General features: G+C 65.6%; 25 protein-coding genes. 11 read left to right on the plus strand and 14 right to left on the minus strand.

Translation table 11 applies throughout. The features are described 5' to 3' along the window. Positions 1-38: 38 nt before the first annotated feature. The 5 genes from ACTJJX_RS10775 to sdhC form a co-directional block, all read right to left on the minus strand. Complete coding sequence (locus tag ACTJJX_RS10775) at positions 39-2,870, minus strand: 2-oxoglutarate dehydrogenase E1 component (RefSeq protein WP_003087413.1); 2,832 nt, start codon at positions 2,868-2,870, stop codon at positions 39-41. A 256-nt stretch (positions 2,871-3,126) separates the two neighbouring features. After that, positions 3,127-3,834: a succinate dehydrogenase iron-sulfur subunit gene (locus ACTJJX_RS10780; protein ID WP_003087410.1), complete on the minus strand. Its 708-nt coding sequence runs from the start codon at positions 3,832-3,834 to the stop codon at positions 3,127-3,129. A gap of 11 nt (positions 3,835-3,845) precedes the next feature. Beyond that, positions 3,846-5,618, minus strand: coding sequence for a succinate dehydrogenase flavoprotein subunit (gene sdhA, locus ACTJJX_RS10785; protein ID WP_003087407.1), 1,773 nt, complete (start codon positions 5,616-5,618; stop codon positions 3,846-3,848). A 3-nt stretch (positions 5,619-5,621) separates the two neighbouring features. Further along, on the minus strand, positions 5,622-5,990 hold the full coding sequence (sdhD, locus tag ACTJJX_RS10790) for a succinate dehydrogenase, hydrophobic membrane anchor protein (protein WP_003104386.1): 369 nt from the start codon (positions 5,988-5,990) through the stop codon (positions 5,622-5,624). After that, the gene (sdhC, locus tag ACTJJX_RS10795) at positions 5,984-6,370 is read right to left on the minus strand and encodes a succinate dehydrogenase, cytochrome b556 subunit (protein WP_003104388.1); all 387 of its coding nucleotides are present in this window, start codon (positions 6,368-6,370) and stop codon (positions 5,984-5,986) included. Before sdhC ends, sdhD begins: the two co-directional genes overlap by 7 nt. 348 nt (positions 6,371-6,718) lie before the next feature. On the opposite strand from sdhC, the gene gltA reads away from it, so the two are divergent. Further along, positions 6,719-8,005: a citrate synthase gene (gltA, locus tag ACTJJX_RS10800; RefSeq protein WP_003087400.1), complete on the plus strand. Its 1,287-nt coding sequence runs from the start codon at positions 6,719-6,721 to the stop codon at positions 8,003-8,005. A 114-nt stretch (positions 8,006-8,119) separates the two neighbouring features. Here gltA and ACTJJX_RS10805 read toward each other — a convergent pair whose 3' ends face one another. The 3 genes from ACTJJX_RS10805 to ACTJJX_RS10815 all read right to left on the minus strand — a co-directional run bounded on the left by ACTJJX_RS10805 (position 8,120) and on the right by ACTJJX_RS10815 (position 9,975). Beyond that, entirely contained in the window at positions 8,120-8,728 is a 609-nt protein-coding gene (locus ACTJJX_RS10805) for an START domain-containing protein (protein ID WP_003104390.1), read from the minus strand. 133 nt (positions 8,729-8,861) lie between these two features. Next, positions 8,862-9,116 (minus strand): YkgJ family cysteine cluster protein, encoded by a 255-nt coding sequence (locus tag ACTJJX_RS10810; protein WP_003087397.1) that lies wholly within the window; start codon positions 9,114-9,116, stop codon positions 8,862-8,864. 103 nt (positions 9,117-9,219) lie between these two features. Next, positions 9,220-9,975 (minus strand): hypothetical protein, encoded by a 756-nt coding sequence (locus ACTJJX_RS10815; protein WP_016851783.1) that lies wholly within the window; start codon positions 9,973-9,975, stop codon positions 9,220-9,222. A gap of 115 nt (positions 9,976-10,090) precedes the next feature. Here ACTJJX_RS10815 and ACTJJX_RS10820 point away from each other — a divergent pair, with 115 nt between their 5' ends. Next, positions 10,091-10,432, plus strand: coding sequence for a DMT family protein (locus tag ACTJJX_RS10820; RefSeq protein WP_003104394.1), 342 nt, complete (start codon positions 10,091-10,093; stop codon positions 10,430-10,432). A gap of 6 nt (positions 10,433-10,438) precedes the next feature. Here the strand turns inward: ACTJJX_RS10820 and ACTJJX_RS10825 are convergent, their stop codons facing one another. After that, positions 10,439-11,305, minus strand: coding sequence for an NAD(P)-dependent oxidoreductase (locus ACTJJX_RS10825; RefSeq protein ID WP_003104396.1), 867 nt, complete (start codon positions 11,303-11,305; stop codon positions 10,439-10,441). A 103-nt stretch (positions 11,306-11,408) separates the two neighbouring features. Here ACTJJX_RS10825 and ACTJJX_RS10830 point away from each other — a divergent pair, with 103 nt between their 5' ends. Continuing rightward, positions 11,409-11,960, plus strand: coding sequence for an exonuclease domain-containing protein (locus ACTJJX_RS10830; RefSeq protein ID WP_003104398.1), 552 nt, complete (start codon positions 11,409-11,411; stop codon positions 11,958-11,960). 94 nt (positions 11,961-12,054) lie between these two features. After that, positions 12,055-12,336 (plus strand): pyrimidine/purine nucleoside phosphorylase, encoded by a 282-nt coding sequence (locus tag ACTJJX_RS10835; RefSeq protein ID WP_003087375.1) that lies wholly within the window; start codon positions 12,055-12,057, stop codon positions 12,334-12,336. A gap of 117 nt (positions 12,337-12,453) precedes the next feature. Here ACTJJX_RS10835 and ACTJJX_RS10840 read toward each other — a convergent pair whose 3' ends face one another. Both ACTJJX_RS10840 and ACTJJX_RS10845 read right to left on the minus strand, forming a co-directional pair. Next, complete coding sequence (locus ACTJJX_RS10840) at positions 12,454-13,050, minus strand: DUF1287 domain-containing protein (protein WP_003104401.1); 597 nt, start codon at positions 13,048-13,050, stop codon at positions 12,454-12,456. A gap of 10 nt (positions 13,051-13,060) precedes the next feature. After that, on the minus strand, positions 13,061-14,206 hold the full coding sequence (locus ACTJJX_RS10845) for an ATP-NAD kinase family protein (protein WP_003144857.1): 1,146 nt from the start codon (positions 14,204-14,206) through the stop codon (positions 13,061-13,063). A 209-nt stretch (positions 14,207-14,415) separates the two neighbouring features. On the opposite strand from ACTJJX_RS10845, the gene ACTJJX_RS10850 reads away from it, so the two are divergent. Then, complete coding sequence (locus ACTJJX_RS10850; RefSeq protein ID WP_003104406.1) at positions 14,416-14,595, plus strand: PA1571 family protein; 180 nt, start codon at positions 14,416-14,418, stop codon at positions 14,593-14,595. Between the two features lie 68 nt (positions 14,596-14,663). Here the strand turns inward: ACTJJX_RS10850 and ACTJJX_RS10855 are convergent, their stop codons facing one another. Continuing rightward, complete coding sequence (locus ACTJJX_RS10855; protein ID WP_003104408.1) at positions 14,664-15,545, minus strand: LysR substrate-binding domain-containing protein; 882 nt, start codon at positions 15,543-15,545, stop codon at positions 14,664-14,666. Between the two features lie 377 nt (positions 15,546-15,922). Between ACTJJX_RS10855 and ACTJJX_RS10860 the strand changes: the two genes are divergently transcribed. The 6 genes from ACTJJX_RS10860 (at position 15,923) to ACTJJX_RS10885 (ending at position 22,309) form a co-directional block, all read left to right on the plus strand. After that, positions 15,923-17,284: an MFS transporter gene (locus ACTJJX_RS10860; protein ID WP_023082574.1), complete on the plus strand. Its 1,362-nt coding sequence runs from the start codon at positions 15,923-15,925 to the stop codon at positions 17,282-17,284. Positions 17,285-17,336: 52 nt separating this feature from the next. After that, a complete protein-coding gene (locus ACTJJX_RS10865) occupies positions 17,337-17,690 on the plus strand; it encodes a RidA family protein (protein ID WP_015648519.1) in 354 nt (117 codons plus the stop codon). Between the two features lie 10 nt (positions 17,691-17,700). Continuing rightward, positions 17,701-19,098, plus strand: coding sequence for an FAD-dependent oxidoreductase (locus tag ACTJJX_RS10870; protein WP_015648518.1), 1,398 nt, complete (start codon positions 17,701-17,703; stop codon positions 19,096-19,098). A gap of 151 nt (positions 19,099-19,249) precedes the next feature. Then, the gene (locus ACTJJX_RS10875; RefSeq protein WP_015648517.1) at positions 19,250-19,438 is read left to right on the plus strand and encodes a hypothetical protein; all 189 of its coding nucleotides are present in this window, start codon (positions 19,250-19,252) and stop codon (positions 19,436-19,438) included. Between the two features lie 127 nt (positions 19,439-19,565). Then, positions 19,566-20,930 carry a glutamine synthetase family protein gene (locus ACTJJX_RS10880; protein ID WP_016851785.1) on the plus strand — a complete coding sequence of 455 codons (1,365 nt, stop codon included), beginning with the start codon at positions 19,566-19,568 and terminating at the stop codon, positions 20,928-20,930. A gap of 68 nt (positions 20,931-20,998) precedes the next feature. Then, a complete protein-coding gene (locus ACTJJX_RS10885) occupies positions 20,999-22,309 on the plus strand; it encodes an NAD(P)/FAD-dependent oxidoreductase (protein WP_016851786.1) in 1,311 nt (436 codons plus the stop codon). Positions 22,310-22,340: 31 nt separating this feature from the next. Here the strand turns inward: ACTJJX_RS10885 and tusA are convergent, their stop codons facing one another. Continuing rightward, the gene (gene tusA / locus ACTJJX_RS10890) at positions 22,341-22,580 is read right to left on the minus strand and encodes a sulfurtransferase TusA (RefSeq protein ID WP_023082575.1); all 240 of its coding nucleotides are present in this window, start codon (positions 22,578-22,580) and stop codon (positions 22,341-22,343) included. A gap of 84 nt (positions 22,581-22,664) precedes the next feature. Then, a complete protein-coding gene (gene rlmM, locus ACTJJX_RS10895) occupies positions 22,665-23,723 on the minus strand; it encodes a 23S rRNA (cytidine(2498)-2'-O)-methyltransferase RlmM (protein WP_016851787.1) in 1,059 nt (352 codons plus the stop codon). Between the last annotated feature and the right edge of the window lie 255 nt (positions 23,724-23,978).

A 23,978-nucleotide genomic window follows, 5' to 3' on the forward strand; every position in this document is an offset into this window, starting at 1 on the left:
TGCGTTTCCTTAAATTCGGTTTCTTCAGCGCGTAGGCGTTAAACAGTAAAGGCGTCTTGCAGCAGTTTTTCCTGCTGCTCGGCGTGCATCGAGGCGTAGCCGCAAGCCGGAGCAGCGGAGCCTTCGCGGCCGGCGTACTCGAGGTTGAGGCCCTTCTTGTGCGCGGCGATGACACGACGCATGTGATGCTGGCTGCAGAACCAGGCGCCCTGGTTCATCGGCTCTTCCTGGCACCAGACGATGTGCTTGAGGTTCTTGTATGGAGCCAGAACTTCCGCCAGGTCGTCTTCCGGGAACGGATACAGCTGCTCGATACGGACGATCGCGGTATCTTCGCGGCCTTCCGCGCGACGCTTCTCCAGCAGGTCGTAGTACACCTTGCCGCTGCACAGCACGACGCGGTCGACCTTCTTCGGATCCAGGCTGTCGATTTCCGGGATCACGGTCTGGAAGGAACCGTTGGCCAGATCTTCCAGGGTCGAGATGGCGAGCTTGTGACGCAGCAGGGACTTCGGCGTCATCACCACCAGCGGCTTGCGCAGCGGGCGGATCACCTGACGGCGGAGCATGTGGTAGACCTGAGCCGGGGTGGTCGGCACGCAGACCTGGATGTTCTGCTCGGCACAGAGCTGCAGGTAGCGCTCCAGGCGCGCGGAGGAGTGCTCCGGGCCCTGCCCCTCATAGCCGTGCGGCAGCAGCATGGTCAGGCCGCAGAGTCGGCCCCATTTGCTTTCGCCACTGGTGATGAACTGGTCGATGACCACCTGGGCGCCGTTGGCGAAGTCGCCGAACTGGGCTTCCCAGATCACCAGCGAGTTCGGCGTGGTGGTGGCGAAACCGTATTCGAACGCCAGCACGGCCTCTTCCGAAAGGAAGGAATCGTAGATATCCAGGCGCGGCTGGCCGTCGAACAGATTGGCCAGCGGTACGTAGACCGAGTCGTCCTTCTGGTTGTGCAGCACCGCGTGACGGTGCGAGAAGGTGCCACGGCCGACGTCCTGGCCGGTCATCCGTACCGGATGGCCTTCGAACAGCAGGGTCGCGTAGGCCAGGGTCTCGGCGAAGCCCCAGTTGATCGGCAGGCCACCGGCCGCCATCTTCTGGCGATCTTCGTAGATCTTCGAAACCTGGCGCTGAACCACGAAGCCTTCCGGCACTTCCAGCATCTTGCTGGACAGTTCCTGCAGGGTCTTCAGGTCGAAGCGGGTGTCGTGACGCGCGGTCCAGGCATGACCCAGGTACGGACGCCAGTCGACGAACAGTTCCTTGTTGGGTTCCTTGACCAGGCTCTTCACCACGTGCAGGCCGTTGTCCAGGGCGTCGCGGTAGTCGTCGATCTTCGACTGAACCTGCTCGGCGCTGAGCACGCCGGCATTCACCAGGGCATCGGCGTACAGCTCGCGGGTAGTACGCTGCTTGGCGATCTGCTGGTACATCAGCGGCTGGGTGCCGCTCGGCTCGTCCGCCTCGTTGTGGCCGCGGCGACGGTAGCAGACCAGGTCGATGACCACGTCACGCTTGAACTGCATGCGGTAGTCGACGGCCAGCTGGGTGACGAACAGCACGGCTTCGGGATCGTCGCCGTTGACGTGGAAGATCGGCGCCTGAATCATCTTCGCCACGTCGGTGGCGTACTCGGTGGAACGCGCATCGTCCTGGCGGCTGGTGGTGAAACCGACCTGGTTGTTGATCACCAGGTGGATGGTGCCACCGGTCTTGTAGGCGCGGGTCTGCGACATCTGGAAGGTTTCCATGACCACGCCCTGCCCCGCGAAGGCGGCATCGCCGTGGATGGAAATCGGTACCACCTTGTCGCCGGAGCTGTCCTTGCGGCGGTCCTGGCGGGCACGAACGGAACCCTCGACCACCGGGGAAACGATTTCCAGGTGCGACGGGTTGAACGCCAGCGCCAGGTGGACTTCGCCACCGCTGGTCATCACGTTCGAGGAGAAGCCCTGGTGGTACTTCACGTCACCGGAGCCCAGCTCGACGATCTTCTTGCCTTCGAACTCGTCGAACAGGTCGCGCGGGTTCTTGCCCAGGGTGTTGACCAGGACGTTCAGGCGACCGCGGTGGGCCATGCCGATGACGATTTCCTTGGCGCCGTAGGAACCGCAGCGCTGGATGATCTCGTCGACCATCGGGATCAGGCTTTCGCCGCCTTCCAGGCCGAAACGCTTGGTGCCCGGGTACTTGGTGCCCAGGTACTTCTCCAGGCCTTCGGCCGCGGTCAGGCGCTCGAGCAGGTGCGCACGCGCCTCGGCGGAGAAGCCGGGACGACCACGCACGCTTTCCAGACGCTGGAGGAACCACTTGCGCTGCTCGGAATCGACGATGTGCATGAACTCGGCGCCGAAGGTACCGCAGTAGGTGCTCTTCAGGCTGTCGACGATTTCACGCAGGGTCGCCTCTTCCTTGCCGATGTAAAGCTCACCGGTGCGGAAAGTGGTGTCCAGATCGGCACCCGTCAGACCGTAGTGGTCGATCGACAGGTCGGCAGGCGCGGGACGCTGCCACAGGCCGAGCGGGTCGAGGGTGGAAGCCTGGTGGCCGCGGAGACGGTAAGCGTGAATGAGACGAAGGACTTCGACCTGCTTCTTCTCGTGCTCGCTGCTCACGCTACCGGCGGAAACCGGCTGGGCACGGCGCTGGTTCTTGGCCAGCAGGACGAAATGATCGCGCACTGTGGAGTGCGAGACGTCGGGGGCGGGATTGCCATCGGCGGGAAGCTTCTGGAAATACGTGCGCCACTCTTCTGGCACAGCGTTAGGGTCGTGCAGGTAGAGCTCGTAGAGCTCTTCGACGTAGGCAGCGTTACCACCGGATAGATGGGCACTGTTCCACATCCGCTGCATTACGCTTTCGTGCATGCTAGGTCACCCTCGGTAAGGGGACAACCACCTGGCGAAACCTTGAAGGCTCCGAAGTCCTCAGGCAGCGACATCGGTATGGCCACTACAGATCCCGCAGATAGTCCGGGTACCAGCCCGGATGCCCCTGCTGGTCATATTTTTCAAATCTGGGCCATGGCTTTGTGAGCTTGGCCCGCTTAGTTGCTGCGACGCCGGAAGAACTCCGGCGCCACAGGTGTTGCTAGGTACAACTCATATAACAACTGCGAGAGGATCAGGTTCCGCTCTGCAGCAGCATATTACGCACGTGGCCGATCGCCTTGGTCGGGTTCAGACCCTTCGGGCAAACGTTCACGCAGTTCATGATTCCGCGGCAGCGGAACACACTGAACGGGTCGTCCAGCGAAGCCAGGCGCTCTTCGGTCTTGGTGTCACGGCTGTCGGCCAGGAAACGATAGGCTTGCAGCAGTGCGGCCGGACCGAGGAACTTGTCGGGGTTCCACCAGAAGGACGGGCAGGAGGTCGAGCAGCAGGCGCACAGGATGCACTCGTACAGACCGTCCAGCTTCTCGCGCTCTTCCGGGGTCTGCAGACGCTCGATGGCCGGGGCCGGCGTATCGTTCTGCAGGAACGGCTTCACCTTCTCGTATTGCTTGTAGAAGATGCTCATGTCCACGACCAGGTCACGAATGACCGGCAGGCCGGGCAGCGGACGGATCACCAGCTTGCCGCCCTTCAGGCCGGCGGCCGACAGCGGGGTGATGCAGGCCAGGCCGTTCTTGCCGTTGATGTTCATGCCATCGGAGCCGCAGACGCCTTCACGGCAGGAACGACGGTAGGAGAAGCCCTCGTCCTGTTCCTTGATCAGCGCCAGCACGTCGAGGACCATCACGTCCTTGCCGTTGGTGTCGACCTGGAAATCCTGCATGTACGGCGCAGCATCTTTGTCGGGGTTGTAACGATAAACACTCACTTGCAACATGGCGGGCACCCTTAGTAAGTCCGAACCTTGGGTTCGAATGCCGGAACGGTCTTCGGCGCGAAGTTGACGGAACGCTTGGATACGCGCTTCTCACCCGGGAAGTACAGGGTGTGGCACAGCCAGTTCTCGTCGTCGCGCTCCTCGAAGTCTTCACGGGCGTGGGCGCCACGGGACTCCTTGCGGTGCTCGGCCGCGATCGCGGTGGCCTCGGCCACCTCGAGGAGGTTTTGCAGTTCCAGCGCCTCGATGCGCGCGGTGTTGAATGCCTGGCTCTTGTCGTTGATCTTGACGTTGGCGATACGCTCGCGCAGGTCGGCCAGCTGGGCGATGCCCTTCTGCATGTACTCGCCGGTGCGGAATACACCGAAGTAGTTCTGCATGCAGCTTTGCAGCTCGCGCTTGAGCGGAGCGACTTCTTCGCCGCTGGTGCGCTCGTTCACGCCGTTCAGGCGCTTGAAGGAGGCTTCCAGGTCGCTCTCGGAAGCGCCGCGGGCGTCGATGCCCTCTTTCAGCGCTTTTTCCAGGTGCAGACCGGCGGCACGGCCGAATACCACCAGGTCGAGCAGCGAGTTGCCGCCCAGGCGGTTGGCGCCGTGTACCGATACGCAGGCCACTTCGCCCACGGCGAACAGGCCTTCGACGATCTGGTCGTTGCCGTTGGCGTCCTGGGTGATGGCCTGGCCATGGATGTTGGTGGCAACGCCGCCCATCATGTAGTGGCAGGTCGGGATCACCGGGATCGGCGCAACGACCGGGTCGACGTGGGCGAAGGTCTTGGACAGTTCGCAGATGCCGGGCAGGCGGCTGTGCAGGACTTCCTCGCCGAGGTGGTCGAGTTTCAGCAGCACGTGGTCCTTGTTCGGACCCACGCCGTTGCCGGCCAGAACTTCCTTGACCATGGAACGGGCGACCACGTCGCGACCGGCCAGGTCCTTCGCGTTCGGCGCATAACGCTCCATGAAGCGCTCGCCGTGGGCGTTGATCAGGTAACCGCCTTCGCCGCGGCAACCTTCGGTGACCAGTACACCGGCGCCGGCGATGCCGGTCGGGTGGAACTGCCACATCTCGATGTCCTGCACCGGCACGCCGGCACGCAGGGCCATGCCCACGCCGTCACCGGTGTTGATCAGCGCGTTGGTGGTGGAGGCGTAGATACGGCCGGCACCACCAGTGGCCAGGACCACGGCCTTGGAACGGATGTAGACGGTCTCGCCGGTCTCGATGCAGATGGCGATGATGCCGACCACCGCGCCGTCCTGGTTCTTCACCAGGTCGACCGCGTACCACTCGTTGAGGAACGAGGTGCCATTCTTCAGGTTGGCCTGGTACAGGGTGTGCAGCAGCGCGTGGCCGGTACGGTCGGCGGCGGCGCAGGTACGGGCGGCCTGGCCACCCTTGCCGAAGTCCTTGGACTGGCCGCCGAACGGACGCTGGTAGATGCGGCCGGTTTCGGTACGGGAGAACGGCAGGCCCATGTGCTCGAGCTCGAACACGGCCTCGGGACCGACGGAACACATGTATTCGATCGCGTCTTGGTCACCGATGTAGTCGGAACCCTTGACGGTGTCGTACATGTGCCAACGCCAATCGTCGTTCGGGTCGGCCGAAGCGATGGCGCAGGTGATGCCGCCCTGTGCGGATACGGTGTGGGAACGGGTCGGGAAGACCTTGGTCACCACGGCGGTCTTGTGGCCGCCCTGGGCCAGTTGCAGCGCGGCACGCATGCCGGCGCCACCGCCACCGACGATGATGGCGTCAAAGGAAAGTGTACGAATGCTAGCCATGGATCACATACCCCAAAGAATCTGCACACCCCAGACGAAGAATGCGAACATCGCCATGCCGCAAACCGCCTGGAAGAGGAAACGCACGACTGTCGCCGCCTTGCCGAGAGCCATCGAAGTCAGGTAGTCGGTGGAGATGGTCCACATACCGACCCACGCATGGACGCTCAGGGCAACCAGGGTCAACAGGCTGAAGATGCGCATCCAACCCTGCGAGAACAGGCCGTGCCAGTCCGCGTAGGAAATGTTGGGGTGAGCAATGAGGTAGCCCAGCAGGAAAATGACATAAGCCGCGAGAACGACCGCGGAAACGCGCTGGGCCATCCAGTCGTAGAGGCCGGAGCGCGAGAAGTTTGTGACGTTAGTTACCATACCCATACCCCCGCCAGAACGATCAGCACCACCGCGATGGCGATGACGATTTTGGAGCCACGCTTACCGCCTTCCAGCGTCTCGCCGACGCCAGCGTCCATGACCAGGTGGCGAACACCGGCCACCAGGTGGTACAGCAGCGCAGACAGCAGGCCCCAGATCACCAGCTTGGCCAGGGGACTGGTCAGGCACGCCTTCACCTGCTCGAAGCCTTCTTCCGAACTCAGCGACTTGTCGAGCGCGAACAGCAGCACGGCAATACCGAGGAACAGGATGACGCCAGAGATACGGTGGAGAATGGACGTGTAAGCGGTGACAGGGAGTTTGATGGTCCTTAGGTCTAGGTTTACAGGTCGTTTGCTATTCACGGCTTTTTTCACACTGAGAGCCCTAACGAACAGGGCTAGTTGTCGGGAAGTGCACTTGTCAGGTACCCATCACCAGGGAGTGGCGACCGTCTATGAAAGCGGGCCAGGAATACCCCTTGCGGTCGGACGCCGAGTATAGACAGTTAGGCTACTAATGACAACGAAAACACCCATCGCCAAATGGTTGATTGCGGGCCTTTTATAAAAGGCGTAAATAGCCCCCTTTTTCTGCGAAAACCCCGCAACGAAAGGCTCTACGGCATGGATTCGCGCAAATTGACTTTCGAATTTATCCCTCTATAGTGGTGCGGGCCCTGCGTGGGGGGTACTGATGATTTCAAGCATAAATAGGAGGCCATCATGGCTGACAAAAAAGCGCAGTTGATCATCGAGGGCTCAGCCCCCGTCGAACTGCCCGTCCTATCCGGTACCATGGGTCCCGATGTAGTGGATGTACGGGGCCTCACCGCCACGGGCCACTTCACCTTCGATCCTGGCTTCATGTCGACCGCCTCCTGCGAGTCGAAGATCACCTATATCGACGGCGACAAAGGCGTCCTCCTCCATCGCGGCTACCCCATCGAGCAACTGGCGGAGAAATCCGACTACCTGGAAACCTGCTACCTGCTGCTGAACGGCGAGCTGCCCACCGCCGCGCAGAAGGAACAGTTCGTCGGCACCATCAAGAACCACACCATGGTTCACGAGCAGCTGAAGACCTTCTTCAACGGCTTCCGCCGCGACGCCCATCCGATGGCCGTGATGTGCGGCGTGATCGGCGCCCTCTCGGCCTTCTACCACGACTCCCTGGACATCAATAACCCGAAGCATCGCGAAGTCTCCGCGCATCGCCTGATCGCCAAGATGCCGACCATCGCCGCCATGGTGTACAAGTACTCCAAGGGCGAGCCGATGATGTATCCGCGTAACGACCTGAACTACGCGGAAAACTTCCTCCACATGATGTTCAACACCCCCTGCGAGACCAAGCCGATCAGCCCCGTGCTGGCCAAGGCCATGGACCGCATCTTCATTCTCCACGCCGACCACGAGCAGAACGCCTCCACCTCCACGGTGCGTCTGGCCGGCTCCTCCGGCGCCAATCCGTTCGCCTGCATCGCCTCCGGCATCGCCGCCCTGTGGGGACCGGCCCATGGCGGCGCGAACGAAGCGGTGCTGCGCATGCTCGACGAGATCGGCGACGTGTCCAACATCGACAAGTTCGTCGAGAAGGCCAAGGACAAGAACGATCCGTTCAAGCTGATGGGCTTCGGCCATCGTGTCTACAAGAACTTCGACCCGCGCGCCAAGGTCATGAAGCAGACCTGCGACGAGGTCCTCCAGGAGCTGGGCATCAACGACCCGCAACTGGAACTGGCGATGAAGCTGGAAGAAATCGCCCGCCACGACCCCTACTTCGTGGAACGCAACCTGTACCCGAACGTCGACTTCTACTCGGGGATCATCCTCAAGGCGATCGGCATTCCGACCAGCATGTTCACCGTGATCTTCGCCCTGGCGCGTACCGTCGGCTGGATCTCGCACTGGCAGGAAATGCTCTCCGGCCCCTACAAGATCGGCCGCCCGCGCCAGCTCTATACCGGCCACACCCAGCGCGACTTCACCGCCCTCAAGGATCGCGGCTGAAACCCGTCACGTCCGGCGAGAAAGGCTGCTTCGGCAGCCTTTTTTGTGCCCGCCCCTTTCCGCCGGACACAAAAAAACCGCCCCGGAGGCGGTCTTTTTGCAAGGAAGGCGCGCTCAGCGCTTCTCGGCAGCGCTACGCAGGCCCTTGAGGGTGTTCAGCGGCGCGTCGACCACGAAGCTGTTGGCCAACCAGGAAGGAATGCTGCCACCCGGCTCGGTTTCCACCTGGTAGGTCACTTCCGTCACGCCCTGCCCCTTCGGCTGCAACTTCCACTCGCCAACCAGCTTGGGCACGCGGATCTGGCCCTTTTCCTCGGGGATATAGGTCGGATCGGCCTTAAGGTGACGGATCACGGTGCCATCCGCAGTCTTCTCGGTGGTGACATGGATGACCACGTCGCGACCGGTAACTGGCCAGGGCATGTCGATCTTCGAGTAGGTCCAGGCGTCGGCGCCTTCCTGCTTCAGGAGTTTCATCTCGGCGCAGGCATGGATCCACTTGCAGGAACCCTTGACGTCCTCCTGCAGCGCCTCGATGGTCGCCACGTCGGCCTTGATGTCGGTAACGCCGCGATAAGCCTTGTACTTGGAGCCCTGGACACTGCTGAGGTAGACCTTCACGCCATCCTCGTCCTTGGCCAGCTTCCAGTCTTCGGCCAGCGCATTGCCGGCCACCCCGAACACTGCGGCAGCCAGCACGGTCATACGCAAAATGCCACGCATCGTTCCTGTTCCTCTCTTTATGGTTATTTTCGGTTCGCCGGCCGGGCGGTCGACGCCCTGCAAGCCGCGATCCTGAGCCTTCGGCGCAGGATGCGCAGCAGTATGGCGTGAGACAGCCAGACTTCCAACCCGTTCAAGCGGCAGTGATGACTTCCCACTCCGCGATCAGGGCCAGCGCCTGCTCACGGCTGTCGCCGCAGATTTCCGGATCGGCGCCGAACTGGCCGCATACGGCCGGTCGCTCCGGTCGGCCGAACAGCCCGCAGAGATGGTTTTCGTCCAGGTGCAGGCAGCGTACGCCCGCGGGCTTGCCGGCCGGCATGCCCGGCAGCGGAGAGGAAATCGACGGTGCTATGCAGCAGGCGCCGCAGCCGGCTCTACATTGCATGGGAAGGATCTCGCCCGAAAGTTGGCAGAGGAGCGGCCAGGACAGCCGTCCGAAACGGGCGCAAAGAATACGGACCGGCCAGGCCGCCGCCAAGCCCGGCGGATCAGCGGCGCGTTTCCGCCTCGAGACGCGCGCTGCGAAGCTGCCACTGCTCGCGGTTGCCGGCAGCGAACAGCCAGGCCCTGGCCGACTCCGTCGCTGCCCGCCATTGCACGCGGCCCGGCTCGCGCAGGTCGAGGGATTGCGCCGCCGTCGAGTGGCCGAGGAAGGCGTTGCCAGCGGAACTCCAGTAGCCAGCGATCCCGGCCGGCAAGACCCAGGAGCGACCTTCCGCCTCGTCATCGACGATACCGGACAAGCGCTCCCCCGCTCCACGCCGCCAGGACAGGGCGACCCGGTTCAGCTCGCTGTCCGCCAGCGCGACGCGCACCTCCACGCCGCCCTGGCGCGGCTCGAACGACAGCTCGTAGGCGCTGAGCCGGCCATCGGCGCAGCGCAGTTGCCCCTTCAGGGACAAGCGTCGACCGACCAGTTCGAAGCTCTCCAGGCTCTGCTCCTGGCAGCGCAACTGCAGGCGACCGGCGCTTTCCCGCCCGGCCCCGAGAAAACCGCCCTCGCTCTCCCACAACGGCGGCCGAGCGCTACCCGCCACTGACAGGGCGAGGCTCTTGCCGCCCCAGCTCAAGCGGTATTCGCCCAGGTCGAAATCGCGCGGGATGGCAAACGCCGGCGGCACCCGCAGCTCGCTCCACAGAGCCGGCTCCCGCGACGCCTGGCTCGCCCACCAGGCGGCCGCCAGCACGACGGCCAGCCCGCTCAAGGCGAGCCCCCAGACCAGCGAGCGTTTGTGCAACCGCATACCTTTCATCCTTTTCCGAGCACCAGCCCCTACCGGTCGATGCCTGCCCACTTGGATTTATAGCCGCAGCCAATTAGGCTGCGGCGCCGTCCCAATCCCCCGGAGCCCACCCATCATGCCCGTCTGGCTGCAAACCGCCTTGTTGCTAGCCTGTTCCAACCTGTTCATGACCTTCGCCTGGTATGGTCATCTGAAGACTCTCAACAGCAAGCCCTGGATCATCGCCGCCCTGATCAGTTGGGGTATCGCGCTGTTCGAATACCTGCTGCAGGTACCGGCCAATCGCATCGGCTACACCGAACTCTCGGTCGGCCAACTGAAGATCATGCAGGAAGTCATCACCTTGGCGATCTTCGTCCCGTTCAGCGTCTACTTCATGCAGCAGCCGCTGAAACTGGACTACCTCTGGGCCGGCCTGTGCCTGCTCGGCGCGGTGTACTTCATCTTCCGCGCCTGAGCCGCGTCACGAACGCAGCCGGGCGATCAGGCTGGAGGTATCCCAACGACCGCCGCCCATCGCCTGCACTTCGGCGTAGAACTGGTCGACCAGCGCCGTGACCGGCAACTGCGCGCCGTTGCGCCGCGCCTCGGCGAGCAGGATCGACAGGTCCTTGCGCATCCAGTCCACGGCGAAGCCGAAGTCGAACTCTCCGGCCAGCATGCTCTGGTGGCGGTTTTCCAGTTGCCAGGACTGGGCCGCGCCCTTGCCGATCACCTGCATCGCCGCCTCGCCATCGAGACCGGCGCACCGGGCGAAGTGCAGCGCCTCGGCCAGGCCCTGGAGCAGCCCCGCGACGCAGATCTGGTTGACCATCTTGGTCAACTGCCCGCTACCCACGTCGCCCATTCGCCGGACCATCCGCGCATAGCTGCGCAACAGCGGTTCGGCGCGTCGATAGAAGGCCTCCTCGCCACCGACCATCACCGTCAGGGCGCCGTTGACCGCGCCTGCCTGGCCGCCGGAGACCGGCGCGTCGAGAAAGCCCAGCTCACGCTCGGCAGCCAGCAGCGACAGCTCGCGGGCGACTTCCGCCGAAGCGGTGGTGTGGTCGACGAACAGGCTGCCCGGCGCCATTCCGGCGAAGGCGCCCTGCTCGCCCAGCGCCACGGCACGCAGGTCGTCGTCGTTACCGACGCAACAGAACACCAGCTCGGCGCCAGCACAGGCCTCGCGCGGCGTATCGGCGCGCCGTCCGGCGTACTCCTCGACCCAGCGCAGCGCCTTGGCCGACGAGCGATTGTAGACACAGACGTCGTAGCCCTCTCGTTGCAGGTGCCCGGCCATCGGGTAGCCCATCGTGCCCAGGCCGAGAAATGCGACCGCAGTCATTCCGTCATCTCCTCGAAATCCGATCCCGCAGCCTAGCACAGCGGTTTGCCGAGGTCCGGAAGCCCCGCCATACTCAGCGCGGACCCTGGTATGGATAGCTCCGATGCCTCACTGGCTGGTAATCGATCTGGAGGCCACCACCGCGGAAGGCGGCTGGCCCCTGGAGGAAATGGAAATCATCGAGATCGGCGCCACCCTGGTCGCCGCCGCGGACGCCCGCGAACTGGACCACTTCCAGCGTTTCGTACGGCCGGTCAGGCGGCCGCTGCTGACCCACTTCTGCCGCGACCTCACGCATATCAGCCAGGCCAACGTCGATGGCGCAGCCCATCTCAATACGGTCTGGGAAGCCTTCGAGCGCTGGCTCGCCCAGCATCGTCCGCGACTGGCCGGCTGGGCCAGTTGGGGCGACTACGACCGCCGCCAGTTGGAGCAGGAATGGCGCCAGCACGGGCTGACCAGCCAGCTCAGCGAAGTGCCGCACGTCAATCTCAAGCAACGCTTCGGCGAAGTCCGCCAGTTGCCCCGCCCAGTCGGCCTGAACGCGGCCCTGCAATTGGCCGGGATGAGTTTCCAGGGCCAGCAGCACCGCGCCCTGGAGGATGCCCGCAATACCGCACGGCTGCTGCCGCTGGTATTGCCGGTGGAGCATTGAACGAGGCCCGCGCCGCCTAGTGACGCCTTTCCGAGGCTTGGGCATACTGGCGGGCCTTTTCAAACCCGCCTGTTCACCCCTTCAGGAGAAGCCCATGTTCAAGGTCAACGAATACTTCGACGGCACCGTCAAATCCATCGCCTTCGACATGACCGCCGGCCCGGCCACCATCGGCGTGATGGCGGCAGGCGAATACGAGTTCGGCACCAGCCAGCTGGAGATCATGCATGTGGTCGCCGGCGCGCTGACGGTCAAGCTGCCGGGCAGTGACGAGTGGCAGGAATACGCCAGCGGCAGCCAGTTCACCGTCCCGGCGAACAGCAAGTTCCAGCTCAAGGTCGCCCAGGACACCGCCTACCTCTGCGAATATCGCTGAGCCCGGGCAGACAGGAAAACCGGCCGCAGGCCGGTTTTTTCTTGCCCGTCGTCCAGCGGCTGCGGCGGAGGAATCGAGCTGCGCTCATCCGCCGCTGGAACGGCTTGCCCAGCCCATTCAGCCCTGCGGGAAGCGGTAGTGGCCGATGACCTGGTAGCGGAACAGCAGGTCCTCTTCCCGCACGCCGGCACCGATGTTGTGCAACACCAGCGGCCTGCCCTCCAGCCTGCGATCGGAAAGCACGCCGATATGCAGCAGGCCGTTGTCCAGGCGCCAGGCGACTATGTCTCCGGCCCGGTAGGCGGAAGCGTCGCGGCTAGGCGCCAGGGCCAGGCCCTGGCGGCTGAACCAGGTCATCAGGTTCGGTACGCGGCGGTGATCGATGTTGCGGTCGGTACCTTTCATTCCCCATTGCTGCGGGTAGGCCGCGAAGTGGCGACGCATGTCCTCGTGCACCGCCTTCTGTAGATCCAGCCCCTGTCCGCGCAGCGCACGGACCACCACGTCGGTACAGACCCCGGTCTGCAGCGGCACGTCGCCGCCCGGATAGTCCAGTTGCCGGTAGGCCGGGTCGTAGCCCAGGGTAACGCCCACCTGGGCACGCGCCGCATCCACCAGTCGCTGCGGTTCGACCGCAGCGGCCGCCACCAGCGGCAGTCCGAGCATGGCGAGCAGCAACAGGCGGCGCAGCGCGCCGGATACGTCCTTGTCCATCCTTTTCCTCCTAAGCGCCCGCGGGCGCGTCCTGGTCCTTCGCGTATCCCAGCGGATACAGCAGTTCTTCCTTGTAGCCGGCCCAGACCCGGATGGCGTCCGGGAAGCTGTCGTCCAGCACCGGGTCGCCGCTGTCGACCAGCAACGGCCGGCCCCCGAGGGTCCCCAGCTTGCGCTTGGTGGCGACCACCCGCATGCGCTCCAGGCCGATGGCGCGCAACACCCGGGGACTGATCTGCTGGTTGCCGCGACCGATCACGTGGCCCTGGCCGCCGATGGCGGTGACCAGCAGGTACGCCGGATGACCGTCCACCAGTTCGAACAGCCGCGCCTCGTCGACGTCGCGGGCAATCACCGCGCCATTCTCCAGCACGTCGACGCCCAGCAGGGTGGTTTCCAGGCCGAGATTGCGCGCCAGGCCATGCAAGGTCGAGCCCGGTCCGAGCACATAGCGCACGCCGTCTTCCCAGTTTTCCGCCAGCCAGTCGGCGAGGTCCACCAGCACCAGCTCCTCGGACTCCATCCCTGCCTGCTTCACGTGCTGCATGAAGTGGCCCTCCTCCGGCACCGTCATCTCGCCGTACCAACGCGCGGCGACGCGGCCGGCGCGCAGCGCCTCTTCGTCGAGGTCGCGCACCTCGCCGCTGGCCAGGCGCACCAGGCCGCCCTCGACCAGGCGCCTGGCCAATTCGCCGGCCGCGCGCGGACTGATGGCATAGACCCCGGAGTGGATCTTCACCCCGGCCGGAATGCCGAGCACCGGCTGTTGCTCGCGCACCACCCCGGCAACATCCCGTGCTGTGCCATCACCACCGGCGAACAGGATCAGGGCGACACCGGCCTCCTGCAGGCGCTCGATCGCCAACCGGGTATCCGCCGCGCTGCTGACCGCTCCCTGCCACTCGCCGAGCAGGCGATGGCGGAAGCCCATGCGCTCGAGCAACTCACCACCCATGGCCCCGGGAAAGGTCAGGAACTCGATCTTCTCGACCAGCGGCAACAGGCACTCCAGGGCTATCCGGGTGCGCTCCAGCGCACGTGGTTCGGCGCCTCTGGCCAGGGCCTCGGCGGCCACCCCGTCGCTACCCTTCAAGGCGACCGGGCCACCCAGCCCGGCCAGGGGATTGACCACCAACCCCAGGCGAAACATGTCCATACTCATCCTCGGGCGAACTCCAGGACGCCCACACCGGTCGGACCACTATAACCAGAAAAACCCAGCGGTAGCCGGCAAGCTGGCACGCCGACTGCAAGATTGCTATGGTCCATGGCTTTCGCGTTGGAGCGGCACGACATCCGCCGTTTGTCACGGCGGTTTCATCTGCGCTCCCTAGACTGCCGATAAACCTGATGAGGAGACGGGCAATGAATTCGCAACACACCGATACCGCCAAGCGCCGCGTGATCCCCTTCAATACGCAGCAGCACACCGGTGGCGCCATCATCGACGCCCAGGGCCGGGAGATCCCGATCACCGAGGTGATGATCCAGCGCGCCTGCCGCGAACTGGACAGGTCCCTGGAGCAGGAACAGAAGCAGGCCTGAGCGCCCGCCAGCACGACTTCGAAGCCCGGCATCCGCCGGGCTTTTTTTCGCTTGCGCGAAGCCGCGCCCTAGCTCGGCGCCGGCAGGTCCTCGCCGACCAGGTCGAGGAAGGTCTCGACGATCCGCCGCGAACGCTGTTCGCGCAGGCACACCAGGGTCTCGGTCAGGCGTCGCTGGCAATCGACGATGGGTAGCGCATGGACCCGCGTGTCGGCGCCGAACTCCGCGGCCGACACCACCCCCACGCCGATCCCCGCCACCACCGCCTCGCGCGAGGCCTCGCGGCCCTCGACCTGGATCGCCGGACGGATCCGCAGGCCGGCGCGGCTCATCTCCTCCTCCAGGGTCTGGCGGGTCACCGAGCCCTGCTCGCGCAGCACCAGCGGCATGTCGTCGAGATCGGCGAGCCGGATCGACTCGCGCCCGGCCCACGGATGGCTGAGCGAAACGAAGGCGACGATCGGGTCGTTGCGCAGGGTCAGCGAAAGCAACCGCTCGTCGCTGACGTCCCGGCCCAACAGGGCCAGGTCGGCCTGGTAGCTGAACAGTCGCTGCAGAGACTCGTCGGTATTGCCGGTCTCCACCCGCACCGCGATGCCCGGATAGCGCTCGCAGAAACGCGCGATCTGCGGCAATACGTGCACCGGCGCATCCACCGCCAGGGTCAGGGTGCCGGTCTGCAGGGCGCTGGAGGCGGACAACAGCTCCTCCGCCTCGGCCTCGATCGCGAACAGCCGCTGGGTCACCGCGAGCAGGCGCTCGCCCAGTTCGCTCAGGCGCACCGAGCGCTTGTTACGGTGGAACAGCAGCACGCCGTAACGCTCCTCCAGCTTGCGCACCTGGTCGGAAACCGCCGGCTGGGTGAGAAACAGGCGCTCGGCGGCGCGCGTGAAGCTGCCGTACACGGCGACTGCATGGAAAGCCTTCAACTGTGCATGGGATACCGACATGGACCTTCACCATTCCAGGCAGGACAAGGGGTTCCGCGCCATGGGCGGCGCACACGGGAATGACCGTTCGGTCAACTTCCTCGACCCACGCCGCGCCAGGCTTACGGACAAACAAGTAAAACTTATATTTAAAATTTGATAAATCGATTTCATTTATTTATCCGGAATTGTTTCCATCGCTTCACCACAGCGCGCCAGCGCCTCGGCAGCCAGCCCCTGCCAGGGCAGCCGCAACCCTTACCCAGGAGGTGAAGCCGACTCCAGATACCTCTGACCAGGCACCGCGACATGGCGGTGCGGAAGTGCTCATCAGAACAACAACAAGGCGTGTTCCCCTCACACCTGCCGGCACCGATAACAAGATCGAGGTCAGATCCATGAATCAACGTCCCGGGACGGCGCTGCCGTCCTCTCCCGTGTCCAGCTTCCAGCGCTGGCGCCTGCAGATATTCGCGATCACCTGGCTGGCCTACGCCGCCTTCTATTTCACCCGCAAGGCCTTTTCCGTCGCCAAGCTCGGCATCGCCGAAGATCCGGACTTCCAGTTGGACAAGATGGCGATGGCCGATCTCGACGCCATCTATCTCGCCGCCTATGCCGTCGGCCAGTTCACCTGGGGCGTGCTGGCCGACCGCTTCGGCCCGCGCATCGTGGTGTTCGGCGGCCTGCTGATCTCCGCACTGGCCGCGCTGGTCATGGGCACCTTCGCCACCCTGCCGATCTTCGCCACCTGCATGGTGGTCCAGGGACTGGCGCAGTCCACCGGCTGGTCGGGGCTGTGCAAGAACATCGGCAGTTTCTTCGCCACCCACGAACGCGGTCGGGTGCTCGGCCTGTGGAGCACCTGCTACGCCTTCGGCGGCCTGGTCGCCTCGCCGTTCGCCGGCTGGTGGGCGTACAGCGTGTTCGGTACCTGGCACGCGGCGTTCTACTCCAGCGCCGCGGTGGTCGGCGGCGTGGCCCTGCTGTTCCTGCTGTTGCAGCGCAACCGCCCGGAAGACGTCGGCCATCCTCCCGTCGAACCGCAGGCCGCGAGCGAAGCCGTGCGCTATGCCGGCTTCAGGCCGGAAGGCGGCAACGGCGGCAGCCTGCAGGTGCTCGCCAAGGTGGTGCGCAACCGCACGGTGCTCTGCCTCGGCCTGGCCTACTTCCTGCTCAAGCCGGCGCGCTACGCGATCCTCCTGTGGGGACCGGTGATCGTCTACGAACGCATGCCGGCGCTCGGCAAGGTCGGCGCGGCGATCGTTCCCACCGCCTTCGAGGTAGCCGGCCTGCTCGGCCCGATCCTGATCGGCTTCGCCTCGGACAAGCTGTTCGGCGCACGGCGCATACCGGCCTGCGTGATCAGCCTGCTGGCGCTGACCGTCTGCCTGGCGCTGTTCGTCCCGGCGATGACCACCGGCAGCATTCCGATAGTGGTCGGCCTGCTGTTCATGATGGGACTGACCCTGTACGGCCCGGACTCGATGATCTGCGGCTCCGCCGCCATCGACTTCGGCACCAGCGAGGCCGCCGGCACCGCCTCCGGCTTCGTCAATGGCTGCGGTTCGGTGGGCGCGATCCTCGGCGGTCTGTTGCCCGGCTATTTCGACACCTACACGGTGTTCATCGGCTTCACCGTCGCCGCCCTGATCGCCACCGCGGTGCTCCTCCCGCACTGGAACAGCCGACCCGACGGTGCCGTGAAAAGCCACAGGAACATCCCCAGCCTGGGGGACTTCCGCCCGATCCGCTCCTGACTCCGGCGCGCCCGCCGCGCCACCAGCGTCTTTTCAAGCCAGGGAAACCCTCATGCATATCGAACGCTTCGAAGTCGTCAAACGCCGGGCCGAAATGGCCCTGCACGGCAACACCCTCTACATCGGCGGCCAGGTCGCCGACGATCCCAGCGGTGACATCCAGGACCAGACCCGCCAGATTCTGGAGAACATCGACCGGCTGCTCCAGAGCGTCGGCAGCGACCGCGGCCAGGTGCTCTCGGTACGCATACTGCTAGCCCACCGGGAGGACTACGCCGGTCTCAACCAGGTCTGGGACCAGTGGTTTCCCGAAGGCCGGGCGCCGACCCGCGCCTGTAGCCTGGCCGAGTTGATCGACCCGCGCTGGCGGGTGGAAATGATCGTCGTCGCCGCCCGCCCGCAGTGAGAGCACAGCCATGACCTTCCGACCCTTCTGGCTGGACCAGGCCCTACGCTCCGAACATGCGGCACCCTGCCCGCCGCTGGCCGGGGATACCCGCGCCGACGTGTGCATCGTCGGCGGCGGCTACACCGGCCTGTGGACCGCCATCATGCTCAAGGAGCACGATCCCGGGCTCGACGTGGTGCTGGTCGAGGCCGATCTCTGCGGCGCCGGCGCCAGCGGCCGCAACGGCGGCTGCGCGCTGTCCTGGTCGGCCAAGTTCTTCACCCTGGAACGGCTGTTCGGACTAACCGAGGCGATCCGCCTGGTCAAGGCCTCCGAGGACAGCATCCGGGCCATCGGCGCCTTCTGCCAGCGCTACGACGTCGAGGCCGACTACCGGCTGGACGGCACCCTCTATACCGCCACCAACCCGGCCCAGGTCGGCAGCACCGACAGCGTGATCGCCGCCCTGGAACGCCATGGCATCAACTCCTTCGTCAAGCGCCCGCTGGCCGACGTGCAACGCCTGGCCGGCTCGCGCAGGCACCTGGAAGGCTGGTTCTCGCCGGCTGCCGCGACGGTGCAGCCAGGCAAGCTGGTTCGCGGCCTGCGCCGGGTCGCCCTGCAACTGGGGGTACGCCTGTACGAAGGCACGCCGATGCGAGGACTGGAGCACGGCCGCCCGGCGGAAGTGGTCACCCCCCAAGGGCGGGTCGTCGCCGAGCGCGTGGTGCTGGCGCTGAACGCCTGGATGGCGAGGGCCTTCCCGCAATTCGAACGCAGTGTGGCGATCGTCTCCAGCGACATGCTCATCACCGAGCCACGACCGGACCTGCTGCAGGAGATCGGCCTGACCAGCGGGGTCAGCGTGCTCGACTCGCGGATCTTCGTGCATTACTACCACAACACCCCGGACGGCCGGCTGATGCTCGGCAAGGGCGGCAACACCTTCGCCTACGGCGGACGCATGCTGCCGGTGTTCGACCGCCCCTCGCCGTATCTCGGGCAACTACGCGGCAGTTTGCGGGAGTTCTTCCCCGAGTTCGCCGAGGTCGCCATCGAAGCCAGTTGGAACGGTCCATCGGATCGCTCGGTGACCGGCCTGCCGTTCTTCGGCCGGCTCGACGGCCGCGACAATGTGTTCTACGGCTTCGGCTACTCCGGCAGCGGCGTCGGTCCATGCCACATGGGCGGGCAGATCCTTTCTTCGCTGGCGCTCGGCCTGGACAATCCCTGGACCCGTTCGCCGCTGACCCAGGGGCCGCTCGGCCGCTTCCCGCCGGAGCCGATCCGCTATGTCGGTTCGCTGATGGTGCGCAACGCGATCCGTCGCAAGGAGCACGCCGAAGACGCCGGCCGGCGCCCGCGTCATCTCGACGTACGCCTGGCCAGGTTCGCCGCCGCCGCGGGCAAGGCCGACAAGGGTTGAGCCGCTTTCCGGGCGTCTCTTCAGCCCATTCGGGGGCGCCCTTCTTTTTCCTTCGGTTTCGATTTCGCTCAAGCAAAGGTCGTAAAAAGCGCATTTAATTCACCCGTCAGCCTGTGCGAGGCTGTTCCAACCCCTGGCCCAGTTTTCCTTCATGCACCTACCGACGACGCGCACCCTGCCCTACCAGCCTTCCGCCAACCCGGCCGGAACGCCCGCGCGTCTACCCCGCAAGCACAGCCACTGGCTGGAACTGGAGCCGCTCTCCCTCCCTCTCGAACTGGCCTTCTGGGCGCTCTGGCATTGCCGCCACGCGCGTCCGCCGGACGCTCGTCACGCCTGATATCCCTCCGGCCCCGCGCAACGGCGGGGCCGGCCTGCCGCTTGCATGCCGTTCCGCGACGCTGCCGTCGCCGGAGCGCCGCTGTGAGCGTCGCGACGCTACCGGACAAGACCGACAAGAGAGCCCCATGAACTTCGCCTGCGAACAAGAAGCCCAGGATTTCCTGGCCGCCAACCCCGACATCGAACTCTTCGAACTGTTCATTCTCGACGCCAACGGCGTGCCGCGCGGCAAGCTGCTGCACCGCGACGAGCTGCTGGCCGTCTACCGCAGCGGCCGGCCGCTGCCGAGCACCATCCTCGGGCTGACGATGAACGGCGAGGACGTCGAGGACTCTGGCCTGGTCTGGGACGTCGGCGACATCGACTGCCGCGCCTACCCCCTGTCCGGCAGCCTGGTGCGCCTGCCCTGGCGACAGATCCCGACGGCGGCGGTGCAGGTCAGCATGCACCCGAGCGAGGGCCTGCCCGCCAGCGTCGCCGATCCGCGGCACCTCCTGGTGCGAACCATCGACGCGCTGAAGAGCGAGGGCTATCACCCGGTGATGGCCGCCGAGCTGGAGTTCTACCTGCTCGACCGTGAGCGCGACGCCAACGGCCGCCCGCAACCGGCCCGCGACGCCGATGGCGGCCGCCCACGGGCGACCCAGGTCTACGGCCTGCGCGAACTGGAGCAGATCGAGCCGTTCCTCGCCGACCTCTATGCCGCCTGCAAGGCGCAGGGCCTGCCGGCACGCACGGCGATCTCGGAATATGCCCCGGGCCAGGTGGAAATCACCCTCGACCACGGCGACGCCCTCGCCGCCATGGACCAGGCGATCCGCTACAAGCGCCTGGTCAAGGGCGTCGCGCACAAGCACGGGATGCTCGCCTGCTTCATGGCCAAGCCGTTCGACGACCTGGCCGGCACCGGCATGCACCTGCACGTCAGCCTGGCCGACGAACAAGGCCACAACCTGTTCGCCAGCGACGACCCCGCCGGCACGCCGTTGCTGCGCCAGGCGGTCGGCGGCATGCTCGCCAGCCTGCTCGACTCGCTCCTGCTGTTCTGTCCCAACGCCAACTCCTACCGGCGCTTCCAGGCCAACAGCTACGCGCCGCTGGCGCAGACCTGGGGCGTCGACAACCGCACCGTGAGCCTGCGCGTGCCGGGCGGCCCGGCCTCCAGTCGGCATATCGAGCACCGCATCTGCGGCGCCGACGCCAACCCCTACCTGGCCGCCGCGGCGCTCCTCGCCGGGGTCCACCGCGGCATCCGCGAAGGCATCGATCCGGGTGCGCCGGTGGAGGGCAACGGCTACGCCCAGGCCGGCAAGCGCCTGCCCACCGACTGGCTGACCGCCCTCGATACCCTGCAAGGCTCCGAGTGGGCGCGGGAAGCCTTCGGCGAGCCGTTCCTCGGCGTCTACCTGGCGGTGAAGCGCGCGGAATACCGGCAATTCATGGGCGAGGTCGGCGAGCAGGACTGGCGCTGGTACCTGACCCAGGCCTGAGATCCCGGACCCGCCCGCATACGGCGGCGCGCCGGCAGGACGCGCCGCACTGGAACAAGGAATACCCGATGAACGCAGCAATCCATCCCCGTCCGGCCGCGGAACGCGCGCCGTCCTACTACGCCGCCACGCTCAACGAGGAAACCGACTATCCGACCCTGCTGGGCGCGGTGACGGTCGACATCGCCATCATCGGCGGCGGCTTCACCGGCGTCGCCACGGCGGTCGAACTGGCCGAGCGTGGCTACAAGGTAGCCCTGGTCGAGACCCATCGCATCGGCTGGGGCGCCAGCGGGCGCAACGGCGGCCAGGTCACCGGCAGCCTGTCCGGCGACGCGGCGATGCACAAGCAGATGCGCCAATGGCTGGGCGCCGAGGTCGAGGACTTCATCTGGCACCTGCGCTGGCGCGGCCACGAGATCATCCGCCAGCGGGTGGAGAAGTACGGCATCGCCTGCGACCTTCGCCATGGCCACCTGCACGCGGCGATGAAGGCCAGCCACATGGGCGAGCTGCAGGCCTCCTACGAGGAGGCGGTGCGCCGCGGCATGGGCGACCAGGTGGTCCTGCTGGACAAGGCCGGCGTCCAGGCCCACCTGGAGACCGAGCTGTACTGCGGCGCGCTGAAGAACACCCGCAACATGCACCTGCACCCGCTCAACCTGTGCATCGGCGAGGCCAGGGCGGCGGCCGGCCTCGGCGCGCTGATCTTCGAACATTCCGAGGTGCTGGATATCGTCCACGGCCCGCGGCCGGCGGTGATTACACGCGAGGGAAGGATCGAGGCGCAGCAGATCCTGCTTGCCGGCGATGTCTACCACAAGCTCGAACGCAGGCAGCTCAAGGGGATGATCTTCCCGGCCATGGGCGGAATCGTTACCACCCGGCCGCTGGGCGAGCTGGCACGGGAGATCAACCCGCAGGGGCTGGCGGTCTACGATTGCCGCTTCGTCCTCGATTACTACCGCCCCACCGCCGACGGCCGCCTGCTGTTCGGTGGCGGCGCCAACTACTCGGGCCGCGACTCGCGGGACATCGCCGCCGAGCTGCGGCCATGCATCGAGCGCACCTTCCCGCGCCTGAAGGGCGTGGAGATCGAGTTCCAGTGGAGTTGCGCCATGGGCATCGTGATGAACCGGATCCCCCAGCTCGGCAAGCTCTCCGACAACGTCTGGTACTGCCAGGGCTACTCGGGGCATGGCGTGGCCACCAGCCACATCATGGGCGAGATCATGGCCAAGGCGATGAGCGGGAGCCTGGAGCAGTTCGACACCCTCGCCCGTTGCAAGCACCTCAGGGTGCCGCTGGGCGACCTCTTCGGCAATCCGATGCTGGCCGCCGGGATGTGGTACTACCAGCTCATGGAGAAGCTGCGCTGAAGCGCGAGGGATGGCGGGGTCCGCGGAAGGCCTAGTCGGCCTTCTTGCGGATCCAGTAGAGATAGGTGCCCGCCTCTTCCTGCTGCTCGACCAGCTCGTGGCCGAGGAACACGCAGAACTTGGGGATGTCGCGGCGGGTCGAGGGATCGGTGGCGATCACCTTGAGCAGGCCGCCGGGCGCCAGGTCGCGGACCTTGTTGTGCAGCATCATCACCGGCTCGGGACAGTTCAGGCCGGCGGCGTCGAGAATGGCGTCGACAGAATGGGTCATCGGGAAACTCCGCAACAGAATCCGCGCATTGTCGCGCATGCGGCGCGGCCGGTCACCTGTCCCCGGCCGGAATGCCGCCGCCCCTCAGCGTTCGAGGCGGCGTAGATGGCAGGTCACTTCCTCGCGGTCGTGATACAGCTGCTTGCAGCCGATCGCTACCTTCAGGCCGCGCGCGTCAAAGCTCTCGCGCAGGCGCTGGAGGATCTTGCGCACCTCGGCGTAGCGCTGCTTCATCGGCAGCTTGAGGTTGACCACCGCCTCGCGGCAAAGCCCTTCGCCGATCCAGGTCTCGATCAACGCACCGGTGCGTGCCGGCTTCTCGACGATGTCGCAGACCATCCAGTCGACCCGCTGGCGCGGGCGGTACTGGTAGCCGTCGACCTTCTGGTGGTCGACCAGCCCGGAATACATCAGGTTCTCCGCCATCGGCCCGTTGTCCACGGCGGTCACCCGCATCTCCCGGTTAACCAGTTGCCAGGTCCAGCCGCCCGGCGCCGCACCGAGGTCCACGGCGAGCATGTCCGGCGCCAGGCGCTTGTCCCATTCGCTGCGCGGGATGAACTGGTGCCAGGCTTCCTCCAGCTTCAGCGTCGAACGGCTCGGCGCCTCGCGGGGAAACTTCAGGCGCGGGATGCCCATCGGCCAGAGCGCGCTGTTGCGCGGCTCGGCGAGGCCGACGAAGACTTCCCGGCCAGAGCGGAAGGTCAGCAGCAGGCGCGGCAGCGCCGGGTCCTCCTGCAACCGCCCGGCCTTCACCAGCGCCGCGCGCAGCGGTTTCTCGAACTTGCGGCAGAAGGTCGACACCTCCTTGCCGGCATTGGTGTCCAGCACCTCCAGCCAGAGGCTGCCGCAAACCGGATAACTCGCCAGTTCCGCCAGCAGTACCTCGATGCGCTGGCTTTCCGGCAATTCGATGAAGCCGGGCCCGCGCGCCCACTGGCGCGGGAAGATCAAGTCGGAGAAACGCAGGCGGCGCATCAGGCGCTCGGCGCCGTCGGCGTCCTGGCAGACGAACTCGACGTGGGCGCTGGCCGGCTTGCTCTTGGCGTAGCCGGGAATCTCGAGAGTGGCTGCATGCTCGGCGATTTCGGCGCAGACTTCACCTTCGAAGCCTGGCCGGCAGTGCATCAACAGGGTATTCATGGGGTTGTCTCCTTGGCCGCGCACTATAGTGCCGGGCATGCCTCAAGGGAACTGCAGCGACCGTTCGTCGGTCCAGTGTATATGGCAGGAGCCCTCGAGCCGGTCTAGCTTGAAGGTTTCGAACAACGCTATCCCAAAGTCTGACTCTCGCCAGCGGCCGGTACCGATGGGATCGGGCCACCGCGCATTACCGAGGTAACGGCATCCTGGCGTCCGCGGACGCCGCGGGTCCCGGGCGAAGCCAGGCACTATCGG

The organism is Pseudomonas sp. 22490, from assembly GCF_052044465.1.
In the GTDB taxonomy this organism is placed as follows: domain Bacteria; phylum Pseudomonadota; class Gammaproteobacteria; order Pseudomonadales; family Pseudomonadaceae; genus Pseudomonas; species Pseudomonas aeruginosa.